This window comes from Aurantibacter sp. UH7, assembly GCF_056839165.1.
Genome location: NZ_CM166388.1, coordinates 2021538 through 2043865 on the forward strand (window position 1 = coordinate 2021538; position 22328 = coordinate 2043865).

Annotated in this window: 19 protein-coding genes; 7 read left to right on the forward strand and 12 right to left on the reverse strand. The window is 34.3% G+C overall.

The window, feature by feature from the left end:
- Positions 1-49: 49 nt before the first annotated feature.
- Complete coding sequence (locus tag UH7x_RS08605; RefSeq protein WP_482363318.1) at positions 50-499, forward strand: nucleoside deaminase; 450 nt, start codon at positions 50-52, stop codon at positions 497-499.
- A gap of 293 nt (positions 500-792) precedes the next feature.
- Here the strand turns inward: UH7x_RS08605 and UH7x_RS08610 are convergent, their stop codons facing one another.
- A complete protein-coding gene (locus UH7x_RS08610) occupies positions 793-2574 on the reverse strand; it encodes a chloride channel protein (protein ID WP_482363319.1) in 1782 nt (593 codons plus the stop codon).
- A gap of 125 nt (positions 2575-2699) precedes the next feature.
- Positions 2700-4448 carry an aspartate--tRNA ligase gene (aspS, locus tag UH7x_RS08615; protein ID WP_482363320.1) on the reverse strand — a complete coding sequence of 583 codons (1749 nt, stop codon included), beginning with the start codon at positions 4446-4448 and terminating at the stop codon, positions 2700-2702.
- Between the two features lie 278 nt (positions 4449-4726).
- Here aspS and UH7x_RS08620 point away from each other — a divergent pair, with 278 nt between their 5' ends.
- Positions 4727-5470, forward strand: coding sequence for a DUF4184 family protein (locus tag UH7x_RS08620; protein WP_482363321.1), 744 nt, complete (start codon positions 4727-4729; stop codon positions 5468-5470).
- A 60-nt stretch (positions 5471-5530) separates the two neighbouring features.
- On the opposite strand, the gene UH7x_RS08625 is transcribed toward UH7x_RS08620, so the two are convergent.
- The 6 genes from UH7x_RS08625 to UH7x_RS08650 form a co-directional block, all read right to left on the reverse strand.
- Entirely contained in the window at positions 5531-9034 is a 3504-nt protein-coding gene (locus tag UH7x_RS08625; RefSeq protein ID WP_482363322.1) for an efflux RND transporter permease subunit, read from the reverse strand.
- Positions 9024-10211 (reverse strand): efflux RND transporter periplasmic adaptor subunit, encoded by a 1188-nt coding sequence (locus UH7x_RS08630; RefSeq protein WP_482363323.1) that lies wholly within the window; start codon positions 10209-10211, stop codon positions 9024-9026. The genes UH7x_RS08625 and UH7x_RS08630 overlap by 11 nt, the downstream gene beginning before the upstream one ends.
- A 41-nt stretch (positions 10212-10252) precedes the next feature.
- Positions 10253-11593 carry a TolC family protein gene (locus tag UH7x_RS08635; protein WP_482363324.1) on the reverse strand — a complete coding sequence of 447 codons (1341 nt, stop codon included), beginning with the start codon at positions 11591-11593 and terminating at the stop codon, positions 10253-10255.
- Positions 11593-12198 (reverse strand): TetR/AcrR family transcriptional regulator, encoded by a 606-nt coding sequence (locus UH7x_RS08640; RefSeq protein WP_482363325.1) that lies wholly within the window; start codon positions 12196-12198, stop codon positions 11593-11595. Before UH7x_RS08640 ends, UH7x_RS08635 begins: the two co-directional genes overlap by 1 nt.
- A gap of 89 nt (positions 12199-12287) precedes the next feature.
- Positions 12288-12695: a hypothetical protein gene (locus UH7x_RS08645; RefSeq protein ID WP_482363326.1), complete on the reverse strand. Its 408-nt coding sequence runs from the start codon at positions 12693-12695 to the stop codon at positions 12288-12290.
- An 11-nt stretch (positions 12696-12706) separates the two neighbouring features.
- Complete coding sequence (locus tag UH7x_RS08650) at positions 12707-13249, reverse strand: RNA polymerase sigma factor (protein WP_482363327.1); 543 nt, start codon at positions 13247-13249, stop codon at positions 12707-12709.
- Between the two features lie 151 nt (positions 13250-13400).
- Here UH7x_RS08650 and UH7x_RS08655 point away from each other — a divergent pair, with 151 nt between their 5' ends.
- Positions 13401-14375, forward strand: a complete 975-nt coding sequence (locus UH7x_RS08655; protein ID WP_482363328.1) for a polyprenyl synthetase family protein — start codon at positions 13401-13403, stop codon at positions 14373-14375.
- Here UH7x_RS08655 and UH7x_RS08660 read toward each other — a convergent pair.
- The gene (locus UH7x_RS08660; protein ID WP_482363329.1) at positions 14372-16642 is read right to left on the reverse strand and encodes a TonB-dependent receptor; all 2271 of its coding nucleotides are present in this window, start codon (positions 16640-16642) and stop codon (positions 14372-14374) included. The genes UH7x_RS08655 and UH7x_RS08660 overlap by 4 nt on opposite strands.
- 156 nt (positions 16643-16798) lie before the next feature.
- Here UH7x_RS08660 and UH7x_RS08665 point away from each other — a divergent pair, with 156 nt between their 5' ends.
- Together UH7x_RS08665 and UH7x_RS08670 are read left to right on the forward strand one after the other, a co-directional pair.
- Positions 16799-17455, forward strand: a complete 657-nt coding sequence (locus UH7x_RS08665) for a metal-dependent transcriptional regulator (protein ID WP_482363330.1) — start codon at positions 16799-16801, stop codon at positions 17453-17455.
- Between the two features lie 2 nt (positions 17456-17457).
- Positions 17458-18279, forward strand: coding sequence for a ZIP family metal transporter (locus UH7x_RS08670; protein WP_482363331.1), 822 nt, complete (start codon positions 17458-17460; stop codon positions 18277-18279).
- Positions 18280-18387: 108 nt separating this feature from the next.
- Here UH7x_RS08670 and UH7x_RS08675 read toward each other — a convergent pair whose 3' ends face one another.
- The 3 genes from UH7x_RS08675 to UH7x_RS08685 are packed head-to-tail and all read right to left on the reverse strand — an operon-like array spanning position 18388 to position 20895.
- Positions 18388-19701: a DUF3570 domain-containing protein gene (locus UH7x_RS08675; RefSeq protein ID WP_482363593.1), complete on the reverse strand. Its 1314-nt coding sequence runs from the start codon at positions 19699-19701 to the stop codon at positions 18388-18390.
- Between the two features lie 16 nt (positions 19702-19717).
- On the reverse strand, positions 19718-19930 hold the full coding sequence (locus tag UH7x_RS08680; protein ID WP_482363332.1) for a DUF4266 domain-containing protein: 213 nt from the start codon (positions 19928-19930) through the stop codon (positions 19718-19720).
- Positions 19927-20895: an FAD:protein FMN transferase gene (locus UH7x_RS08685; RefSeq protein WP_482363333.1), complete on the reverse strand. Its 969-nt coding sequence runs from the start codon at positions 20893-20895 to the stop codon at positions 19927-19929. The genes UH7x_RS08680 and UH7x_RS08685 overlap by 4 nt, the downstream gene beginning before the upstream one ends.
- Positions 20896-21269: 374 nt before the next feature.
- Here UH7x_RS08685 and UH7x_RS08690 point away from each other — a divergent pair, with 374 nt between their 5' ends.
- Together UH7x_RS08690 and UH7x_RS08695 are read left to right on the forward strand one after the other, a co-directional pair.
- Positions 21270-21710 carry a hypothetical protein gene (locus UH7x_RS08690; protein WP_482363334.1) on the forward strand — a complete coding sequence of 147 codons (441 nt, stop codon included), beginning with the start codon at positions 21270-21272 and terminating at the stop codon, positions 21708-21710.
- Positions 21711-21835: 125 nt separating this feature from the next.
- On the forward strand, positions 21836-22204 hold the full coding sequence (locus tag UH7x_RS08695; protein ID WP_482363335.1) for a SnoaL-like domain-containing protein: 369 nt from the start codon (positions 21836-21838) through the stop codon (positions 22202-22204).
- The last annotated feature ends 124 nt before the right edge of the window (positions 22205-22328 follow it).

The following is a 22328-nucleotide window of genomic DNA, read 5'->3' on the forward strand; positions in this document are numbered from 1 at the left end:
TTTTTATCATACACTAATAGATATGAAGTAGAATTGTATTTTAGCACCTATGATTTTACCTTACGACGACACGTATTTTATGAAAAAGGCCTTGCAAGAGGCAGAAGCTGCTTTTGAAAAAGGCGAAGTGCCTGTTGGAGCAGTGATTGTAGTAAAAGATAGAATAATTGCTAGAGCACATAATTTAACTGAACAATTAAATGATGTTACAGCGCATGCAGAAATGCAAGCAATTACAGCTGCAGCTAATTTTTTAGGTGGAAAATATCTTAATGATTGCACGCTATATGTAACCTTAGAGCCATGTCAAATGTGTGCTGGCGCATTGTATTGGAGTCAGATTTCTAAAATTGTTTTCGGAGCTAAAGATGTAGAACGTGGTTGTGAAGCTATTGGAGCTAAATTGCATCCTAAAACAGAAATTAAAGGTGGAATTCTAGAACAAGAAGCATCAGCTTTGCTGAAAGAGTTTTTTATTAAAAAAAGAAATAGAAACTAAGAGTCTTTTGGTTTTTTAGGTTCTTTGCCTTGCATGCGTCTAACGCTTTCATCAGTTAGCATGTAATCTTTAAAGTTTTTGTTTTTGCTTTCTTTGTATAAAAATAGAGGCATAGCAACCAAGAAGATAAGAAGCGTTCCTGACCCGATATATTTATTAGCTAGGTCTTGTAGAGAGGAATCTAACGAAAATCCATATCCGATTAACCCAAAGGAAACAACTACAAGCAAGAGAATAAAATACCTCATTGTATTAAGATTATTACAATTTTAATTATTTACGCGCTATCAAATTTAGCTCGTAAAATTAAGAAGTTCTTTTCTATAAGCTGTAAGCAATTTTGATTTTGAAATAAATCCATAATAAGCTCCTTCCTTTATTACAGGAAGATTCCAAGCACCACTATCCTGAAATAATTGCATTACAGTGTGCATAGAGTGCTTTTCATAAATAATTACAGCTGGTGGATCATGCATAAAAGCAGCAACTATTGTGGTTTTGTATAATGTAAGGTCGAACATAAATTCCCGAATATCATCAAGTAAGACGATACCAACAAGTCTTTTATATTCGTCGACTACAGGAAAAATGTTTCTGGTTGATTTCGAAACAGACTTGTGTAACATTTCCTCCAGCAACATGTTGGGCGTGACTACTTTAAAATTTTGTTCGATTACATCGTCGAGTTGCATAACATTAAGCACATTTTCATCTTTGTCATGTGTTAGTAATGCCCCTTGTTCAGCTAATTCACGTGTGTAGATAGTGTGTTCTAATACTTGCTTTTTACCTAAGTACGAAATTGATGCGGTAATCATTAAGGGTACAAAAAGCTCGTATCCCCCAGTAATTTCGGCAATTAAGAAAATTGAAGTTAGCGGAGCGTGTAGTACTCCAGCTATTAGGCCAGCCATTCCGATAAGGGTAAAATTACTTTCAGAAACCGCGAAGCCAAGTCCAGAATTATTTATAACCTTGGCCATTACGTTTCCTAGTGCACTTCCCATTACCAATGTCGGAATAAAAATACCTCCAACACCTCCGGCGGCTAACGTAGTTGTCATTGCGACGGCCTTAAATATTGTAATACCGATTAAAAGCGCAATTACTACCCAAATATTATCAATATACTTGTCAAAGGGAGTTTTGCCTAGAGCGGCGGAGTGATTTCCATCTAATAATTCATTTATAAAACCAAAGCCTTCCCCATACAGTGGTGGAATGAAATAAAGCATGATTCCTATAGCAAGGCCTCCTACCAATAATTTGTATTTCGGACTTTTTAATGGTTCGAACAGTTTAATAATCCCAAAATACATTCGCGTAAAATATATTGAAGCAACAGCAGTACCAGCACCTAAAAGAATGTAAAAAAGAGTGTCTTTTATTTCAAAACTTTGAATTAATGAAAATTTGAAGAGTACTTCATTACCCATAAAGAAGTATGATGTAAGTACTCCTGATATAGAAGCCAATAAAAGGGGTAATACAGAAAGCATGGTGAGATCTAAACTAAAGACTTCAACGGCAAAAATAATAGCCGCGATAGGAGATTGAAAAATTGATGAAATTGCACCAGTTGAGGCACAGGCTATTAATAAGGATCTTGTTTTTGCATTGATTCTAAATGCTCTTCCTAAATTAGAACTTATGGCTGCCCCGGAAGCGACAGCAGGGCCTAGTAGACCTACAGATCCTCCAAAACCAACAGTTAAAGGTGCCGCTAAAAGCTGTGTGTAAATTTGTTTGGGTGCTATAACACCCTTCTTTTTGGACAGCGAAAATAGTATTGATGATATGGCACTCTGTAGTTTTTCTTTATGTACAAATTTGACGTATAAGAAAACCAAAAATAGTCCGATAATGGGTAGAATAAAATAGAGGCTATTGGAAATTAGAATCCCCTTAGAAAGAAAGGATTCTATAAAATAAGTGACGTTTTTTAGTGTTACAGAAGCTAAACCAGCAAACAAGCCTACAACAACACTCATAATATACACAAAAGACTTATGTGATATGTTTTTGTACCGCCATTTTAGGGCACGTTTAATCAGTGAATTTATTTTGGTAGGCATTGGTGTAGGCCATTTATACGTGCCAAAGGTATCTAATTCTCATGAAGAATTATTACTAAATAAAATATTGCCAAGATTTTAGCTTTTTCAATTGTAGCTGAAATGGAATGCCTTATGCCAAATGTCTATAACTCCACTTTTAAATTCAATTCTTTCAATTGCGCATCATCAATAGTTGCCGGGGCATCTATCATTACATCGCGACCGCTATTGTTTTTAGGGAAGGCGATGAAATCACGAATAGTTTCTTGACCTCCTAAAATAGCAACTAATCTATCTAAGCCAAAAGCGATTCCACCATGTGGTGGTGCACCATATTGAAAGGCATCCATAAGAAATCCGAATTGTGCTTTTGCTTCTTCAGGAGTGAAACCAAGATGCTTAAACATCGTGGCTTGTGTCTCTTTATCGTGAATTCGGATAGATCCACCGCCAATTTCGTTTCCGTTGAGAACTAAATCATAGGCATTTGCGCGCACAGCAGCAGGGTCGGTATCTAGTAATTCTAATTGTCCTGGTTTTGGAGAAGTAAAAGGGTGGTGCATTGCGTGATAATGTCCCGTTTCTTCATCAAGTTCTAATAATGGAAAATCAATAACCCATAAAGGTGCAAAAACTTCAGGGTTTCGTAAACCAAGTCTTTCAGCTAGTTCCATTCGTAAGGCACTTAATTGTGCTCTTACTTTAGTTGTATCTCCAGAAAGTACGCAGATCAAGTCTCCTGCATTAGCACCAGTTACTTTAGCCCATTTTGCCAAATCTTCCTGGTCATAAAATTTATCTACTGAAGATTTAAAAGTTCCATCCTCATTACAACGACAGTAGACCATGCCCAAAGCGCCAACTTGTGGTCGTTTAACCCAGTCAGTTAATTTATCAATTTCTTTTCTTGTATAACTATTTCCGCCAGGTACGGCTATACCTACTACTAATTCTGCAGAATTGAATACGTTAAAATCTTTGTGTTGTGCAACTTTATTTAACTCGCCAAATTCCATTCCGAAACGAATATCCGGTTTATCGTTGCCATATTTTTTCATAGCATGATCAAAGGTCATTCTTGGGAAAGAATCTATCTCAGCACCTTTAACATCTTTCAGTAAATATTTTGTCAAACCTTCAAAAGCATTCAAAATATCTTCCTGCTCAACATAAGCCATTTCACAATCTATTTGCGTAAACTCAGGTTGTCTGTCGGCACGTAAATCTTCATCTCTAAAGCATTTAACTATCTGAAAATACTTATCTAAGCCACCAACCATTAATAATTGTTTAAAAGTCTGTGGCGATTGTGGTAAGGCGTAAAACTGACCTTCATTCATGCGACTTGGTACTACAAAGTCACGTGCTCCTTCAGGAGTAGATTTTATTAAATACGGAGTTTCAACTTCTATAAACCCTTCGTCTGAAAGATATTTTCTAACAGCCATTGAAACCTTACTACGAAAGATGAGGTTGTTCTTTACAGGATTTCTTCGAATATCTAAATAACGATATTTCATGCGAAGGTCTTCTCCGCCATCAGTTTCGTTTTCTATTGTAAATGGAGGTGTTTTAGATTCGTTTAAAACAATAAGTTCTTCAACGAGAACTTCTATATTTCCAGTAGGTAAATTTGGATTTTTTGAAGCTCTTTCAATTACTTTTCCTTTTACTTGTACTACAAATTCACGACCTAATTCACGAGCTTGTGCTATAAGGGTACTTGAAGTTCGGTCTTCATCAAAAACCAATTGTGTAATACCATAGCGATCTCGTAAATCTACCCATGTTACAAAACCTTTATCTCTGGTTTTGTGAACCCAACCAGATAAAGTTACTTCATTGTTTATATGTGAATCTCGTAATTCGCCGCAAGTATGACTTCTGTACATTAGATAAATTTAAAGACGCAAATTTAAGAAGTATTTATTACTGTACTATTGATTTGACTTAATAATTGCCGATATACGCTACTGTTAAAAGGTATTTCAATTATTATTGGGTAGAAAAGGTAAAATCGAAAGTATTTAATTTATTACTATTGTTAGAAGTAAGAGAATTCTTAAAATATAATTTGAGATTAATCGTTGAGCTAGTAAGATTTTCAACGAATATTAGCAATTAAAAATAGTTTTAAGTACATCTTTGTAGCTAATACTAGAATTTATTTATGCCTTTTACAGCTTCGCATCCCGCCATAATACTTCCTCTTTTAAAGAAACATATTTTTTCTGTTTCAGGGTTAATTATGGGAAGTATGGTGCCAGATTTTGAATTTTTTCTAAGATTTGAGGCGAACGGACCTCATGGGCATTCGGTTTGGGGTATGTTTTGGTTAAATATTCCGATTGCACTACTGTTTATTACAATATATCATCTAGTTGTTCGCAATCAAATGATATTGAACCTGCCTTTGTTTTTTAGAAAAAGGTTTGAAAGTTTTATTGACTTTGATTGGATTTCTTATTTAAAAGCTAACTTTTTTAAAGTTGCTCTTTCAATATTAGTTGGAAATATTAGTCATTTATTCTGGGATTCATTCACGCATTTTGATGGTTTTTTTGTTACTAGAATGGCATTTTTTAATGAAGAGATCTATCAAATACCTGTTTATAGTATCTTACAATATGGTTTTAGTTTACTAGGTGCATTTGCTATCTGGCGCTTTGTGTTGCAAATGCCAATGGTTAAAATAGTAAATAAAACAGCTGTTAAGAATATTTTGGGTTATTGGCTTATGGTATTTGTAATTACTGTACTTGTCTATTTTGTGCGAGATTATTTCGAAGACTACAGAGATTTTGGTGAACGTATTGTTATACTTTGTGCCGGATTTTTAATAGGTCTTATTTTAAGTTCCATTGTCTTTAATTTAATAGCACCTAAAAAGATTATTGCGACAACAAATAATTAGCAAATCAAAAAAAGCCCTGAAAATTAATTCAAGGCTTAATACTCTAGTATTTATTTTTAATTAAGCTACTTGCTCAATAACTTCTGATTTTTCTGCAGACACTTTTCTTTTACTTTTTAACCAAATCTTTATTCGATATATAATATTGAATAATACTGGTACAATGATTAATGTTAAGAATGTAGCCACGATTAATCCGAAAATCACTGTCCATGCAAGTGGTCCCCAGAAAATTACGTTGTCTCCACCCATATATATTTTCGGGTCAAATTCTGAGAACAATGAAAAGAAATCAATATTCAATCCAATAGCTAGCGGAATCAATCCTAAAACTGTAGTAATAGCAGTTAAAATAACTGGTCGCAATCTTGCCTTTCCACTTTTAATAATAATCTCCGTAACCTGACTTTTAGATAGTAAATCGTCATCGGTTAAATTTAAATTCATCTTTTTACGGTCAATTAGAATTTGGGTATAATCTAGGAGCACAACACCGTTGTTCACCACAATACCAGCAAGAGATATAATACCCATCATGGTCATCATAATTACGAAAGACCAACCGGTAATCATTAGACCGCCAAAAACACCAATAAAGCTCAAGAAAATAGCAATCATTATAATTAATGGTTTGGAAATACCTCCAAATTGAAAGATTAATATGAGCATGATTAATGCCAAGCCACCAAAAAAGGCACCTACCAAGAAAACCATCTGTTTGTTTTGCTCTTCAATTTGGCCTGTAAAATCAAGTTTAACATCGGAAGGAAGGTTCTTATAATCTTCCATTTCTTTCTGTATTTCGGCAACTATGGCACCGGCATCGCTAAATCCAGGTTTCAATTGGGAATAAACGGTCACGACCCTCTTTTTATTTTTATGTTTGATAGCACTAAAACCAGATGAGTTTTTCTGTGATGCAACCGCGGAAACAGGCACCTCTTTAATCTGGCCAGATGCTGGATCTCTAAAAATTATATTTTGATTAAAGAGCGCACTTTTATCATATCTAATATTCTCATCAAAACGAACATTAATGTCATAATCTTCGCCATCTACTTTGTATATGCCAGCCTTTTCTCCAAATAAAGAACGTCTTAATTGTTGTCCTACTTGACCAACAGAAACTCCAAGTTCACCTGCTTTTTCTCGGTCTACAACAACTTGCATTGAAGGTTTGCCTTTATTTACATCAATCTTCAATTCTTCAATACCAGCAATGTTTTTAGTATTGATAAAGTTTCGAATATCTTCAGCAGCACTAATAAGTTCGGTATAATCTTTACCTTGCAATTCAATATTAATTGGGTACCCAGCTGGGGGACCATTAGCTTCTTTTTCAACAGAAATACCTACTCCAGGGTATATTCCTGTAAGTGCTTCTTGTATTTCACCTCGCAATTGTTCTGTATCTCTGCCATTACGATATTTATATTCTCGCATAGACACGGTTACTTTTCCCCGGTGTGGCATTTCTGCCGTAGAACCTCCATCAGTCTGTGGGTTTCCAGCGCCTTCACCAACTTGAGATACAGCAGATTCTACTAAATAATTGTGGTCACCATCAGTGTATTTCGAATTGTTAGCTACACCATATACTCTTTTTTCTATAGCTTTCGTAAGTTCATTGGTTTTTTCAATAGAAGTACCTTGTGGATATTCTATATAGGCATATATTTCATTTGGCTTATTGTCGGGAAAGAACTCCACTTTTGTTCTGCCACTTCCAAGAGACATTCCAAAAAGCATAAATACGGCAATTAGCATCATAAATGTAATTCCGAAATACCAATAGACGTTTCCGCCTCTTAAAGCGTGTTTAATTCTTCTTTCGTACCAATTTTCAAAACGAACCATAGTTCTGTTTTGGAATCTGGTAGCCCATTTTTTAATGGCATATTTGTATACCCAAAATTGAGAAGCGGTAACTAGCATAACCGTGCCTAAACCTCTCATGGTACCACCAACTAAGAATATAAACAAACCAAAACCACCTAAGATTATGCTGATGCGTATAAGTTGTTTTTTAGTTAAATCTTTTTCGTTGATATCCATAAACTGGGATACTAACATCGAGTTCATAAAAATGGCAACAAAAAGTGATGACCCTAATACTACCGATAATGTAATTGGGAAATATTTCATGAACTGGCCAAAAATACCAGGCCATAAACCTAGGGGTACAAAAGCAGCAACAGTTGTTAAAGTTGAAATAATAATTGGGAAAGCAATTTCTCCAATACCTTTTTTAGCAGCTTCGGTACGTGACATGCCTTCACTCATTAATCGGTATACATTTTCAACAACAACAATGCCGTTATCTACAAGCATACCAAGCCCCATTATCATTCCAAAAAGAATCATTGTGTTAAGCGTATATCCTAATAAGGAAAGCACCATAAATGACATAAACATAGACATGGGAATGGCAAAGCCAACGAAGAGCGCATTTCTAAATCCTAAGAAGAACATTAAAACAGTTACCACTAGAATAATACCAAAAATGATATTGTTTACTAGGTCATCAACTTGATTCAAGGTTCTGCCCGAAGAATCATTAGCAATTGTAATATTTAAATCTTTTGGAAAGTAATTTTCTTGCGCCTGTTTTACAAGTTCTCTAATTTTTGTAGTGGCTTCAATCATATTACTACCAGAACGCTTTTTTATGTCAAGCATAACAACACTTTCCCCGTATTCACGAGCAAATGTTGTTTTTTCTTTTTCAGTAAATGTTACCGTGGCCAGATCTTTTAAGTATACCGCACCATTTTCAGATTTAACAACAAAATTGTCCAGTTCTTTAGGGTCTTCAATTTCCCCTAATATTCGAATAGTTCTACGTTGATCACCCGATTTAAGATTACCGGCCGACATTGTGGTATTGCCATTAGAAACTGCACCAATAATATCTTGAAAACTTACTTTCGCAGCCATCATTTTATATACATCTACAGCAATTTCTACCTCCTTGTCTTGAGCTCCGCGAATACCAACTTCCTTAATTTCTTGAAGGTCTTCAATTTCATCTTGCATATACTCTGCAAACTCTTTCAGTTTCTCTACAGGATAATCTCCTGTAAAATTCACGTTCATTATTGGGAACGATTCAGAAAGGTTTAAATCAAAAACTTTAGGTTCTAATTTGGCATTGTTAAAAGTAGGCCAATCCTCACTTGCCTTTTCACTATCTACTTCATCCTTTACCTTTTGTTTGGCTTGATCAATAGTTAGTTTTTCATCAAACTCGATGGTAATAATTGAATAATCTTCTTGTGAGGTAGAAGTTATTTTCACAACATTACTAATGTTCTTTAGTTTGTCTTCTAAAGGGTCGGTAATAAGTCTTTCTACATCTTCGGCCGTGTTTCCTGGGTAAGGAGTACTTACATAAACCTTGGTTTCAATTATTTCAGGAAAATCTTCACGTGGCATTGCTTGATACGATTGAAAGCCCAACCAAAGAAATATAGCAATCATTACATATACAACCGAAGGGTTGTCTATCGCCCAAGACGATAAGCCAAATTCCTTATCGGCATTTTTTTGCTGTTTACTGTCCATTCGTGCCGGTTTTTAATATTTCAACATTCTGACCATCTTTAACACTTCGCGCACCTTCTTTTACCAGTTGATCTCCATCTATAACTCCAGACAGCACTTCAACCAAACTTCCTTGGGTTTTGCCGGTAACGATAATCTTTCTCGTAACATTGCTTTTGTTATCCGCATCTGGTTGCGTAGCTACGTAAACGTATTGCTCGCCTTCTGCGTTTTCAGAAATAATACTTTGTGGTATTATAATCGCATTATCCTTAGAGTAATCGTTTATGCTAACTTTAGCAGTTAGATTGGGTTTAATATTTCCTTTTTTATTTGGCACTGGAATTTCTACTGTAAAAGCACGATTACTTGGGTTAATGAAATTTCCGGTTTGTCGCACTTTTGTTTGAATGGTATCACCTAATACTGGAAAATATACCAAGGCCTCTTTACCCGTAGTAATTCCACCTAAGTAGGTTTCGGGTACATCAGCTTCAATAAACATGTCAGATAAATTTACTATTCTAAAGACTTCCGATCCAGGGCCAGGAGCAACAACTGTTCCTTGGTCTTTAATTACATCGTCAATAATTCCTGAAAATGGGGCGCGAATCGTTGATTTGCCTAATTGACTTTCGGCTTGTTTAACGGCGCTTTCATTAGCTTCATATTGTGCTTTAGCCTGTAAGTATTGTATTTCGGATCCGATTTTTTGATCCCACAAACTCTTTTGTCTTTCAAAGGTTGTTTTAGCTAATTCTGTTTGTGTCTTTAATTGTGATAATTGACTGCTCATACCGCCATCGTCTATCGTTGCTAGTACTTGTCCTTTGCGAACTCGTTGACCATCCTTAACATAAACGCGTTGTAATGTACCGGACATCTCTGGGTATATTAAGACGTTTTGTTTTGTTTTTACATTTCCTTGTAGTTCAAGAAAGTGCTTGAAATCTTGTGCTGTAATTTTAATTGTGGTTACAAGTGGTAATTTCTCTTGTCCAGATTTTGTTGCAATAACAGAATCCAACAATTTTATTTGGTCTTCCAGTTGTTGATGTTCCGCTGAAAATTCGGATTTCTTAGCTCTTAAGGCTTCTAAGTTTCCGTTTGCAAGAACATCATCAATAGATGTTGTTTGATTGCCTCCGCAGGCGGCCAACAGGGTTGTGATGATAAGAAAAAATATTATGTTTCTCATTTTATGGTTGTTTATAGATTGATGTTTTTTTGAAAAAAGCATTAGTTGTTGATAATAGTTTCTAGGTTTGTTTTCTTGTTGATGACTTCTACCATTGATTGCAGATAACCTTGTTGAGCATCATATAATTGAATTTGAGCCTGGCGTAATTCAAAACTACTAGCTAAACCTTCGGTGTATTTTATTTGATTTTTGTTTTCAATACGCTCTGCCAAATCAAGATTGTTTTTAGCTGTATCGTATTCTTCAATAGCTAAAATATATTCGCTTTTAGAGTTTTCTAATTGCAATCTAATTTGTTCTTCCGCCTCTGAAAGTTGAGTTTTTGCTTTCTCTAATGCTATTTTAGCTCTGGCGGTGCTAGCTGATCTTTTAAAAGAACTAAATATAGGAATGTTTAAATCGAGCCCTAATATTGAAGAATTGAACCATTGTTGTTCACTTTTAAAAAAGTCAAAATTATCGGCATAGGCAGCAGTTCCATAATTTACGAAAGCATTAAGTGTAGGTAGCGCTCTACTTTTAGCAAGTTTAAGCTCGTAAAAACGTTGTTCATTTAGATTGAGTGCCATTTTATAATCCACATTGTTCTCAATATTAAAATCTTCCTCTGTTAGCTCTGGCACGATTTGTTTTTGAGCTAAATCGTCTAAATTTTCAGATAATTTAGTTGGAGCATCAATGGCAATTCCCATTACAACATTGAGCATTTGTAAGGTTATACTTTTTAAACGTATGGCATTTTTTAGCTGATTGTCAACAGATGATAATGTTATCTGTAATTGTTCAACACTTTCTTCTTCACCCAATCCATTTTCATAAAGCTTTTCGGTTTCGTAAAGGTTTTTCTCTAAGGCTTCTTTATTTTTTTCAAAAATAGTAACGCTTTCTGTCGCAAGAAGAACATTGCCGTAGGCTTCAGTTACTGCTTTGCGTACATCTTGATCCGTTTTTTCTTTATTGTTTTGACTATAGCTTAAAAATGCTTTTGTTGCTTGCACACCAACGATGTAAGAACCGTCAAAAATTTGTTGTGTTAAAGTGGCTGTTGCAGTAGCGCTTTGTGGTTGCGAAAAAATTACTTCGGCGTATGTACCTGTTTCGCCTCCAAAAAATTCAGCAGGTATAACAGTTACAGGTTGCTTTAGCTGATTTTGATAACTTACTCCTGCGTTAATTTGTGGTAAACCAGAAGCAATAGTTTCCCATTTTTGTTTTTGTGCGTCTTCAATATCTCTATTGGCATTTATGGCACTATAATTATTCTCTAAGGCAAAAGCTATGGCTTCTTCTAAAGTGAAATTTGATGTTTCTGTTACATCTTGGGAATAACCAATAGTTACAGCTAAAAAGGTTGCTAAAAGTATTAAATGATTTCTCATTATTCTTGATTTGAATTGATGATTGTGTTTAAAATTTTTCTGCCTTTGGGAGTGACAATACCTCTTAAATGATATTCTAAATAGTCGTCCATTAATTCTGTTATTGGAAACTTATCCGTTGGAAACATCTTTTGATCTTTAATGCCAATAACACCAGTAAAATATATTTTTGCTACAAATTCAATATTTAAATTTTCACGATAGATATGCTGTTCAATACCTTTTTTGATATTCAGAACAACACATTCTTTCATTACATCATATTGTCTAAGTTTTAATGATTCGTGTATTTTTGGATAATATTTTTGTAATTGATATTGCGGGGATGATTTCTCATTTTTTAAATGCATCATTACGAATTTCTTTATTTCGTAAAGTTCTTCTATAGGATTTTTATTTGTCGAACATATGTCGTCAATACCCTGAGAAATGTTACAAAAAAGACAAGAAGTACTTTCAGTAATTAAATTGGTTTTATTTGCAAAATGAGAATAGATAGTCTTTTTAGAGATACCCATTTCATTGGCAAGGTCATCCATGGTAACACTTTTGAACCCGAGGTTCAAAAACATGTCAGTAGCTTTATTTAAAATTTTTTCCTTCATAAGAGTTTGCAAAAATACGTTAGGAAACTTTAAAAACAATAAAAGTTTCCAAAGTTTTACGTTTTTTTAACATCGTCTTATGACAATTATCATTGTTTTTCTTCTTGATTTCGCTTGACATAGTTGTTAAATGAATTTTCTCCCTCTTCTTTCCAGAAGGCATCGTAAAACTCCCATTTAGAGAAATCACTTTTACAATTGTCCCATTTTGTGCGTTTAGATAATTTATGTGATTTTGATTTACTCTTATTATGGCCTTTGCCTTCAAAGTTTCCGAATAATAGTTTTGCCATTACTAAAATTCCAACTGCCTTCCAATATGATAAAATCGGTAATCCGAATACATCAGGCATTAGCCAGTTCCATAATAGCATAAAACCATAGCCAAACAATAATAAGAAGGCGATTGCGGCGATAATCATAAATATCACTTTGAAAAATCCACGAAAAAATTTCTCTGCTTTTCCTTTAACTCGATGTTCTATATACTCTTCCATAATTGTACGTTTTAATTTATATTTTGTTTTTTAGGCCCTAATTCTTTTAATAATATTGATAATGCCCTATGTCGTCGCGACATTAGAGTACCTAGCGGAATATTCATTTTGCTTGATAATTCGTTATACGTATATCCTTCAAAATCTATCGCTATGATTATATTTCTATAAACTGGTTTTAGATTTCCTATTGCTCTTTTTAACTCAATAAACATTGCTTCTGAATAATCGTTTGCGGAATTTTTATAGAGTAACACTGAAAATTCTAAAAGACGATTTTCCATATCTTGTTCAAGACTTATTACATTTTTTTTCTTTCGCATTATATCAATAACCTTATTGCGAATAGAGTTGTAAACAAACCCAGCTATATTATCAATAGGAGATAAACTATCTGCGCGTGAAAAAAGCTTTAGAGCCACATCTTGTACTATATCCCCAGCATCACGGTCGGCCGTATCATCAATTCGAGATTTAGCATACAATTTGAGCGCATGATATTCATCATCGAAGAATGATTTTAGGTTTTTTTGATTTTCTGAATTAGTTGGCATTCAAAAGCAGTTTGCTGTGGCTTCAATAGTAAAGACGAAACTTTCCAAAGCTATTGCATTTTTAATGGTATTTTTTTTAAAAATCTGTTATGGTTACGTCTTTAGGACTGTTCTTTATTAAAATGAATGTATTTTTAACCAAAATTTCTGCATGCAATCCATTGATTCTTATCGTACGGTATTCGTAAATTATTTAGAGAAGAAGGTAAAGACTAAGGAGCCTGTTAACCTGTATGAACCAATAACTTATATTTTAAGTTTAGGAGGAAAACGACTGCGACCAGTATTAACACTTATGTCTGCAGAGATTTTCGATACAGATTATAGTAAAGCATTAGATGCGGCTTTGGCGATAGAGGTATTTCATAATTTTTCATTAGTTCATGATGATATTATGGATGACGCTCCACTCCGTCGTGGTAAAACTACGGTTCATGAAAAGTGGGATATTAATACAGGAATCCTTTCTGGAGACGCCATGCTTATTAATGCATATCAATTATTTGAGAATTACGAAGGCGAGATCTTTAGACAATTAGCTCAGTTGTTTAGTAAAACTGCATTAGAAGTATGTGAAGGACAGCAATATGATATTGATTTTGAGACGCGAGATGATGTTACTATTCCAGAATATCTAAGAATGATTGAATATAAAACCGCAGTTCTGGTTGCTGCGGCTTTAAAAATGGGAGGAATAATAGCACATGCTTCTCAAAAATCGCAAGAAAGTATTTATGAATTTGGGCGAAATCTTGGTATTGCTTTTCAGTTACAGGATGATTATTTAGACGCTTTTGGTGATCCGAAAACTTTTGGCAAACAAGTTGGCGGTGATATTATAGAGAATAAAAAAACCTTTTTGTATTTAAAGTCCTTAGAGTTGGGTACTTCCAAAGAACAAAAAGAACTTCATGATTTGTTTTCATTACAAGCAGAAAGTTCAAAGGACAAAATTGAATTAACGAAGAATATCTTTATTGAAACAGGTGCGGTACCAGCAATTCAGAAAGAAATAGAAAGTTATACTCAAAAGGCTTTTGATGTTCTTGCTAACTTACCTATATCAGAAGAGAAGAAAGAACTTCTCAAAGAATTTGGTGAAAATTTAATGCGGCGTAAAGTTTAATTTAGGCTATAGCGTAGCCCGAAAAAAGTTCGGATTCCTTGATTTGGTCCATAAACATATGAGGGGTCAAAAGTTAAGGAATTTGGGTTATTTGCAGTAGCTACCACATCTCCATTAGTGTCGAAAGTTACATCTTTATCAAAAGGATCATGAGCCCGCGCAATGATAAATGGATTGCCTTTGTTAGGAGTCCAATCTAAGAGATTTTTTACGCCGCCATATAGTTCAAAATTTTTAATGCCTTTATATGTAAATTGAATGTTTTGTATGCTCCACGTTGGAGAATAATCTTTTCTTGGGTCGTTTTCACCTAGTGTGGGCAATCGCATAGGCCCATATATATTTCCGGTATAATCAATACTTAAGTCGATTTTTCTAAAATCGTATCCAATATTCCAAGTACCTGTGTAAGATTCGGTTAGTATTTGGCGACTAGTAATTCCATTTTCAGTTTGACTTACATCTTGTAAAGTTCCACCAAGTAAAAGTTTTAGACCGGATGGGAAATTTACATCAACATTTAAGCTAAATCCTTGTGAAACAGAAGTGCCATCTAAGTTGTCGTATATTATTTGATTGGGGTTCGTATCGTAATCTGGTAATATGGCGTTGCTAAAATTTGTATAAAATAAAGAGGCATCGATATTAGCATAAATACCATTGCTTGAATAGATTTTTTTAAGGTAATTTAAATTGATATTAAAAGATTGCTCAGGTTCCAAAGCTTCTGTGACAATTACATCACGAGCGCCTGTAAGTGCAGCATGCTCTTCTGTGAACAAATTAACGACACGAAAACCAGTTCCAGCATTAATTCTTAGAATATCGTTGTCATTTATTTTAAATCGATAGGCCGCTCTTGGTGTCCAGATATTGCCATGTCTCTTGTCATAATCATATCGCATTCCGAGTAAAAGTGAATGCTGCTTAGAAAAATCAATTTCGTCTTGAATAAAAAGACTGGGCAGTACTATTTCATCTGCTACCGCTGTTGCAGTGGTATTATCATTATAGTAATTGTATCGCAAAGCGGTACCTGTCAATAAATCGTGGTCGCCAATTTTCTTGTCCCATGTTAACTGAGTAAACCCGATTCGCTGGTCTGCCAGGTATGCAACATCACCGTAAACTGAATTTTGAGCATGGTCATTATAAGAGAAAGACAACATGAGTTTCTCTTTAGTTGGTAACTGATATTTACCTAAAATCTCCCATCTTCTGGTATAAATGCTTTCACCATAAATTTCATTACCACCTCTAAAATAGGGTGTCCATTGTAATTCTCCGCCCCATCTATCTTCATAAAAAAATCTTCCAGCCAGAGAAAATATGCGATTATTGTCTCTTTGAAAATTCCATTTTTGAAAAATTGAGATTCGGTCTTGTAAAGTTAAATCTGTAAAATTATCACCATTATTATCAATGGTCTCATCAAAATTGAAGTAGTTAACACCTAATAGCAAGCTGGTTTTTTTGCTGACGTCAATTTTTGCGCCAATATCCAAATTATATTCGCCCCAATCGGTCATAAAAGCATCTGCAGCAAACCTAGGTGCGCTTAACGCATTTTTAGTGATAATGTTTATTAGGCCGCCAACTGCTTCGCTCCCGTACAAGCTTGATGCTGGTCCTTTAACAATTTCTATTTGTTCGATTAATGAATTAGGGATGCCAGAAAGTCCGTAAACAGTACTTAATCCACTTACAATTGGCATTCCATCAATGAGAACTAAAGTATACGGCCCTTCTAAGCCATTTATGTGAATATCGCCGGTATTACAAACATTACAATTAATTTGGGGTCGTACACCGTTTACATTTTGAAGCGCTTCGAAAATACTAGCGGTAGGGTTTTTTTTCAAAAATGTTGGACTATAAACTTCAACAGGTACTGGACTCTCAGAGCGTCTAACAGCTTTTAGAGTTCCAGTAACAACAGTTTCTCCTAATTGCTCAGAAGAAGGAGTTAGTTTTATGTTTACTGATAGGTTTTTATTGTCTTTTAAGCTGATTTTCTTTGAATAATTCAGGTATCCTAAATATTTGGCTTTAATAGTGTATTCACCAATAGGAATATTTTTCAACTCAAATTTTCCTTCTTCGTCAGAAGAAGTTCCATACTCGGTGTTTTCTAAGTAAATATTTGCAAATGGAATTGTTGAATCCTCATCAGATATAACTCCTTTTATATCAGCATTTTGAGAATAAGTGACCAATGTTAGTAAACAAAATATACATGTAATAGTAAATGTAATTTTTTGCTTCATAAGGTGTATTGTATTTCGAATTGTATAAAAATAAATTTAGACAAAACTAAAAATATGTTTTTACATATAAAAATGTATTTTTGCATTATTAAAAATTAATTGCTAAAACATAGTCAGTCAAGTTATTATTTAGCGCGAAATACAAAGATTAAATAAATGACACTTTCAGAGGAAGATTATATAAAGGCTATTTATCATTTAGGAAAAGGGGAGAATACTATGGTATCTACAAATGCCTTAGCAGAAATGGTGGATACTAAACCTTCTTCCGTAACAGATATGGTCAAGAAACTTTCTGAGAAAGGAGTCGCAAATTATAAACCATATAAAGGGGTTAGTCTTAGTGAATATGGTCAAAGAATAGCACTTTCGTTGATTCGTAAGCATCGGCTTTGGGAAGTTTTTTTAGTAGAAAGACTAGATTTTTCTTGGGATGAGGTTCATGAAGTGGCAGAACAGTTAGAACACATTAAAAGTGAAAAACTTATTGATCAATTAGATAAGCACTTAGGATTTCCTCAGGTTGATCCACATGGTGATCCAATCCCTTCAAAAAATGGGGAGTTTAAAAAGGCAATAAAAAAGTTGTTAAACGATTTGCCAATAGGTTCAATTGGCGTTTGTGTAGGAGTAAAAGACTCTTCGCCACCTTTTCTTAAATTCTTAGATAAAAATAAAATAGCATTGGGAGATACTATTATTGTGTTGGATAGGGAGGAGTTCGATGGCTCATATAATATTAAGATTGGTGATAGAGTAGTACATATTTCAAACCAGATAGCTGGTAACTTATATTTAAAAATAACAGAATAGTTATGCAAGAGATAATAGAATATTTCGAATCAATAAATCCGATATTGGCGGCATTTTATGCTACCCTTTTCACTTGGGGGTTAACAGCTTCGGGTGCTGCACTCGTATTTTTATTTAAAAATCCGAATCGAGCAGTTATGGATGGCATGCTTGGTTTCACTGGTGGTGTAATGGTAGCTGCAAGTTTTTGGAGTCTGTTAGCTCCTGGTATTGAGATGAGTCCGGGGGAGGGTTTTGTAAAAGTAGTTCCGGCTGCAGTGGGCTTTTTTCTAGGGGCACTTTTCCTATTCGGATTAGATAAAGTATTACCTCATTTGCATTTGAATTTTAAAGAATCTGATGCGGAAGGCATGAAAACTCCATGGCATAAAACAACCTTATTAACTTTAGCAATAACATTGCATAATATTCCTGAGGGTTTAGCGGTAGGTGTTTTATTCGGCGGTGTAGCAGCTGGTTTTGAAGGAGCTTCAATTGGTGGTGCTGTGGCATTGGCAATTGGAATTGGACTTCAAAATTTCCCAGAAGGTTTTGCTGTGGCCATGCCTTTAAGAAGACAAGGTTTAAGTAGATGGAAAAGTTTTCAATATGGTCAAGCTTCAGCTTTAGTAGAACCGATTGCGGCCGTCATTGGCGCATGGGCAGTCTTAACTTTTCAACCAATATTACCCTATGCATTAGCTTTTGCAGCAGGCGCTATGATTTTTGTAGTGGTAGAGGAGGTGATACCAGAAACGCAGCAAGACAAACATTCAGATATTGCAGTAATGGGCTTTATAGGTGGTTTTATTGTAATGATGACCTTAGATGTAGGTCTAGGATAGCAGTGATAATACAAGAAGTTGTTTGAATAAATTTTGGAGAAAAACAAAAAGCAGTCAAATCCTTATATAGGGCATTAATCTTTAGGTAGTTTTATTTAGAATTAACAATTAATCCATTACAAATTTAAATCCTGCGGTGATAATACTTGAGTTAAATGTACTATCTCTATCATATTTATAAAATTTCAAATCAATACTTTTTAGTCCGTATTTCCAGAGGTGCATTTTTGTGAAAATATCGGTGTAAGAAACACCGAATCCAAACTGGTTTGCTGAATACTTCGAAAGGTCATAATCTGAAGTATAGAATTCATGGGTTGATAATGCAGTATTAAAGGCATAAAAATAATCAGCATCGCTTTGGTTATAGAATCTGTAGGAGGGATATAAAGTAAACTTATCTGTAATTTTTATAGGCAGTTCTATACTCGCTGTATGTGATTTAATTCCCCAATCATCAAAATAATAACGATAAAAAGTTCGAATGGTAATTATCTCATTAAGATACCAATTTAATCGACCACCAAGTGCTACTTTAAAACGGGAATCAGGCAATCTTTCTATATCATCTGCAAGTTGAAAGTTTTCAATAAAAGAATCTGCAACATCACTAAAATAGACTCTTTGAAAAGGTGTGGAAAGTAAACCCTGTTGTTGCACAAAATCTATAGCCAATGAACCCTGTAGTTTTTCATGTAAAATCTGTGAAAAGCCTAGGCCTAAGGAATAGGAGTTACGACCTTCGCTATCTAATTCGGAAAAATTGGGATTGTAATTGGTATTACCTGTAATTTCACTTGCTCTAAAAGAACCGATACCATTTATACCGAATGGTCTTAGTTCGCTGGGGTAAATTGCATTCCATGTGTCAAGATATACATTAGCATTAATACTTAATTCAGTGTTCTTTTCATTGAAAAGTTTGGTATAGGTTCCTCCAAAGCCTAAGGAGAAATAATCATATTCTGAAGCCAAAGATATTTTTGCAGACCAAATGTTATTTCTGTCATCTGAATTATGACTGTAAGATCCATTTAGATTTAGCCACTTATCTCCTTGCGATGCTCCAGAGTTAGCAACAAAAGGGTCTGCTGGTTGTCCGCCATCAAAAGGATTCACATTACTAGAAGATGCAGAAGTGTATGCAGAAATACCAGCATCAATAGTTAATATATCGTCATCATTTAAAGGAATTGACACTACAAAAGTTCCTGTAACATCGGTTAATTCTTCTGAGCCAATACCACCACTTACTGCAGCATTTTTCCCATCTTGAGCATAATAACTAGTTAGAAAATCTACTTCTGTAGATTCTAATACACGTTTTTTATAAACTTTGGTTTCATTTTGTGATTGCTGCGCAATAGCAGATAGCGTGATTAAAAAAATTGTGACCGCTAAAAAGTTCTTATATCTGTTCATTAATAAAAAAGTCATTTTAGTTGCAGCCGCAGCCTCCTCCAGTTTTGCCTCCATTTGCCCCAACTGCCGCCTCGCGATACGAATGCATGGTAGTTACATTTCTGTCACAAGGTTTATCAGCTAGGATCATATCAGGGTCGTTAATAGCAACCTTTTCATATTCTTTAACTACTACACAACTGCTAATAAAGCCCATTGCAATGATTAGTAAAAGGAATCTTTTAATCATAATTTATCTATTGTAATATGTTCAGATTTCGAAATATTTCCTTCATCATCTATAATGATGCATTCTACTTGTGGTAATTGATTGATTCTATTTATTCCTGTTTCTTTTCCCATTACAAAAACTGAAGTCGCAAGCGCATCTGCTAGTTCTGCTTTGGGTGCAAAAACGGTCACACTTAAGATGCCACTCGAGGGGTATCCGGTTCGGGGATCTATAATATGTGAGTGTCTTATATTATTAAACGTAACATATTTCTCATAATTACCTGAAGTAACTACTGCACCATTTGTTATTGGAAGTAAACCAAAAGCTTTTTCTTTATTAAGTGGGTTTGTAATGGCAACTTTCCATGGTTCACCATTAGGTTGCGTACCCCAGGTATTCATATCTCCAGATGCGTTAATAATACCTGATGCCACTCCTTTATTAATGAGTAAGCTTTTAGCCTTGTCTGCCGCATAGCCTTTACCTATTGCTCCGAAGCCTATTTTCATGCCAGTATTTTTTAAAAATACCGAATGGTTTTTATTGTTTAAAAGAATATTTTCATAACCTACTTTTGAAACTGAAGCCTTTATTTTTGCTGCATTTGGCATTTCTGTCATGGTACCATCAAATTTCCAAATGTTGTCCATTGACGCGTATGTAATGTCAAAGGCGCCATCAGTTAGTTTAGATATTCCAATAGACCTTTCGATTAATTGATATAGCTCAATATCTACACTGACGGGTTTAATACCTGCATTTCTATTAATTTCTGATGTTTGCGAATTATTATCCCAAGAAGAAATTAGTTTTTCAATTCGAATTATCTCGGTAGTAGCCAAATCTATATGATCACTTGCAGTGCTAGAATCTTTTGCAATTAGGGTAATATCGAATCGACTTCCCATTAGTTTAAGCGTGCGATTATAAGGCTGCTGAGCAAAGCTGCTAAGCGCAAAAATCATGAAATAAATAAGCATAAAATATTTCAACTTTTCGAATAATTTTATTTTTAAATAATCTATTCTAGTAATTTAGTACTAATGACGAGTGCAACCGCTACTAAAGTCAAAACCTATTCGTATTATGTAAAATTACAACATGCATAATGGTGAACGGTGATGTGAGCAGTAAAAATCATGAATTCTTTAGTTTACAGAACTTTGTAGTCTAGTCATAAGTAATACTCATAACTTACAAGAATTGTCTAAAAATTAATTTTTAGGTAACAAATATTATAAGAAGTGGATCTGGTTAAAAAGAATATTTTTCAATTAGTATTAAATTGTACTTTGTTTAGAACAAATTAAAAATTTGAGCGTTTAAAAATTGAGTTCGATAACTTTATAGATTGATGGGAACGAAGAAAAACAATTGGCTTTGGAATATTTTGATTGTAATTACAATCGTCATTAGTATTCTAGCTTTTATGGCACATTATAAAAATTGGACAACTATTAAATCTAATAGTTTTAGCGTGTTGTCGGGTATTTATTACGAAAAACTTAATTATGCTGAGCTGGATAGTGTTGAGTTTGTGCCTAGAATTCCGCCAATGGAACGCTTAAATGGTTTTTCCGCTTTTGATAAAGGAAAGGGGGTTTATCAAGAATTTAAAGATTCTCTTACGGATAGAAAAGCACATGTGTTTATAGATAATTTTGAAAGCAGAAAGATTCGTCTGGTAAAAAAGGATTCTTCACAACTTTTTATCAACCTCAAGGATTCTGTTGAAACAGATCAACTTTTTTTAATGTTTCAGTCAAAAATAGAAGACAGAATTTCGCTAGAGTAATATAAGTATTTCAGAAACAAGTATTTGTGTTTTAGCAATGAACGTGACTATAAGATGCTTAGCTTGTTCAGTTGTTTAATTAATTGTACTTTATTCATAGAAATAATCAATTAAAAATTACAGAGATGGAAACAAAAGAAATTGCAAACAAATTAGTTTCATGGTGTAAAGCAGGTGATTTTGAAAAGCCTTATCAAGAGCTTTACAGTCAAAATATTGTCAGTATAGAAAATGATGGAAAAAGTGAAGGAGGCCATGTTGAAGGTTTTGAAGGAATACAACAAAAAGGCGAATGGTGGAAAGAGAATTTTGAAGTTCACAATACAACAGTTTCCGAACCAATAGTAGCTGATAATTGGTTTTCAGTAAAATTCGAAATGGATACTACACACAAGCCTTCAGGTATTCGTTCTACTTCTTCAGAAATAGCAGTATACGAAGTAAAGGATGGTAAGATTGTAAAAGAACAATTCTTTTATGATGAAAAGGGCTAAGCTAATTTCTTTTGATATTTATTTAAACCGACCATTTCGTCGGTTTTTTACTTTTTAGAACTCAAAATCAATAAGTTAGATTATAAATGTTTTTGAATACCAACTAATTGGTTGGAATAGACGA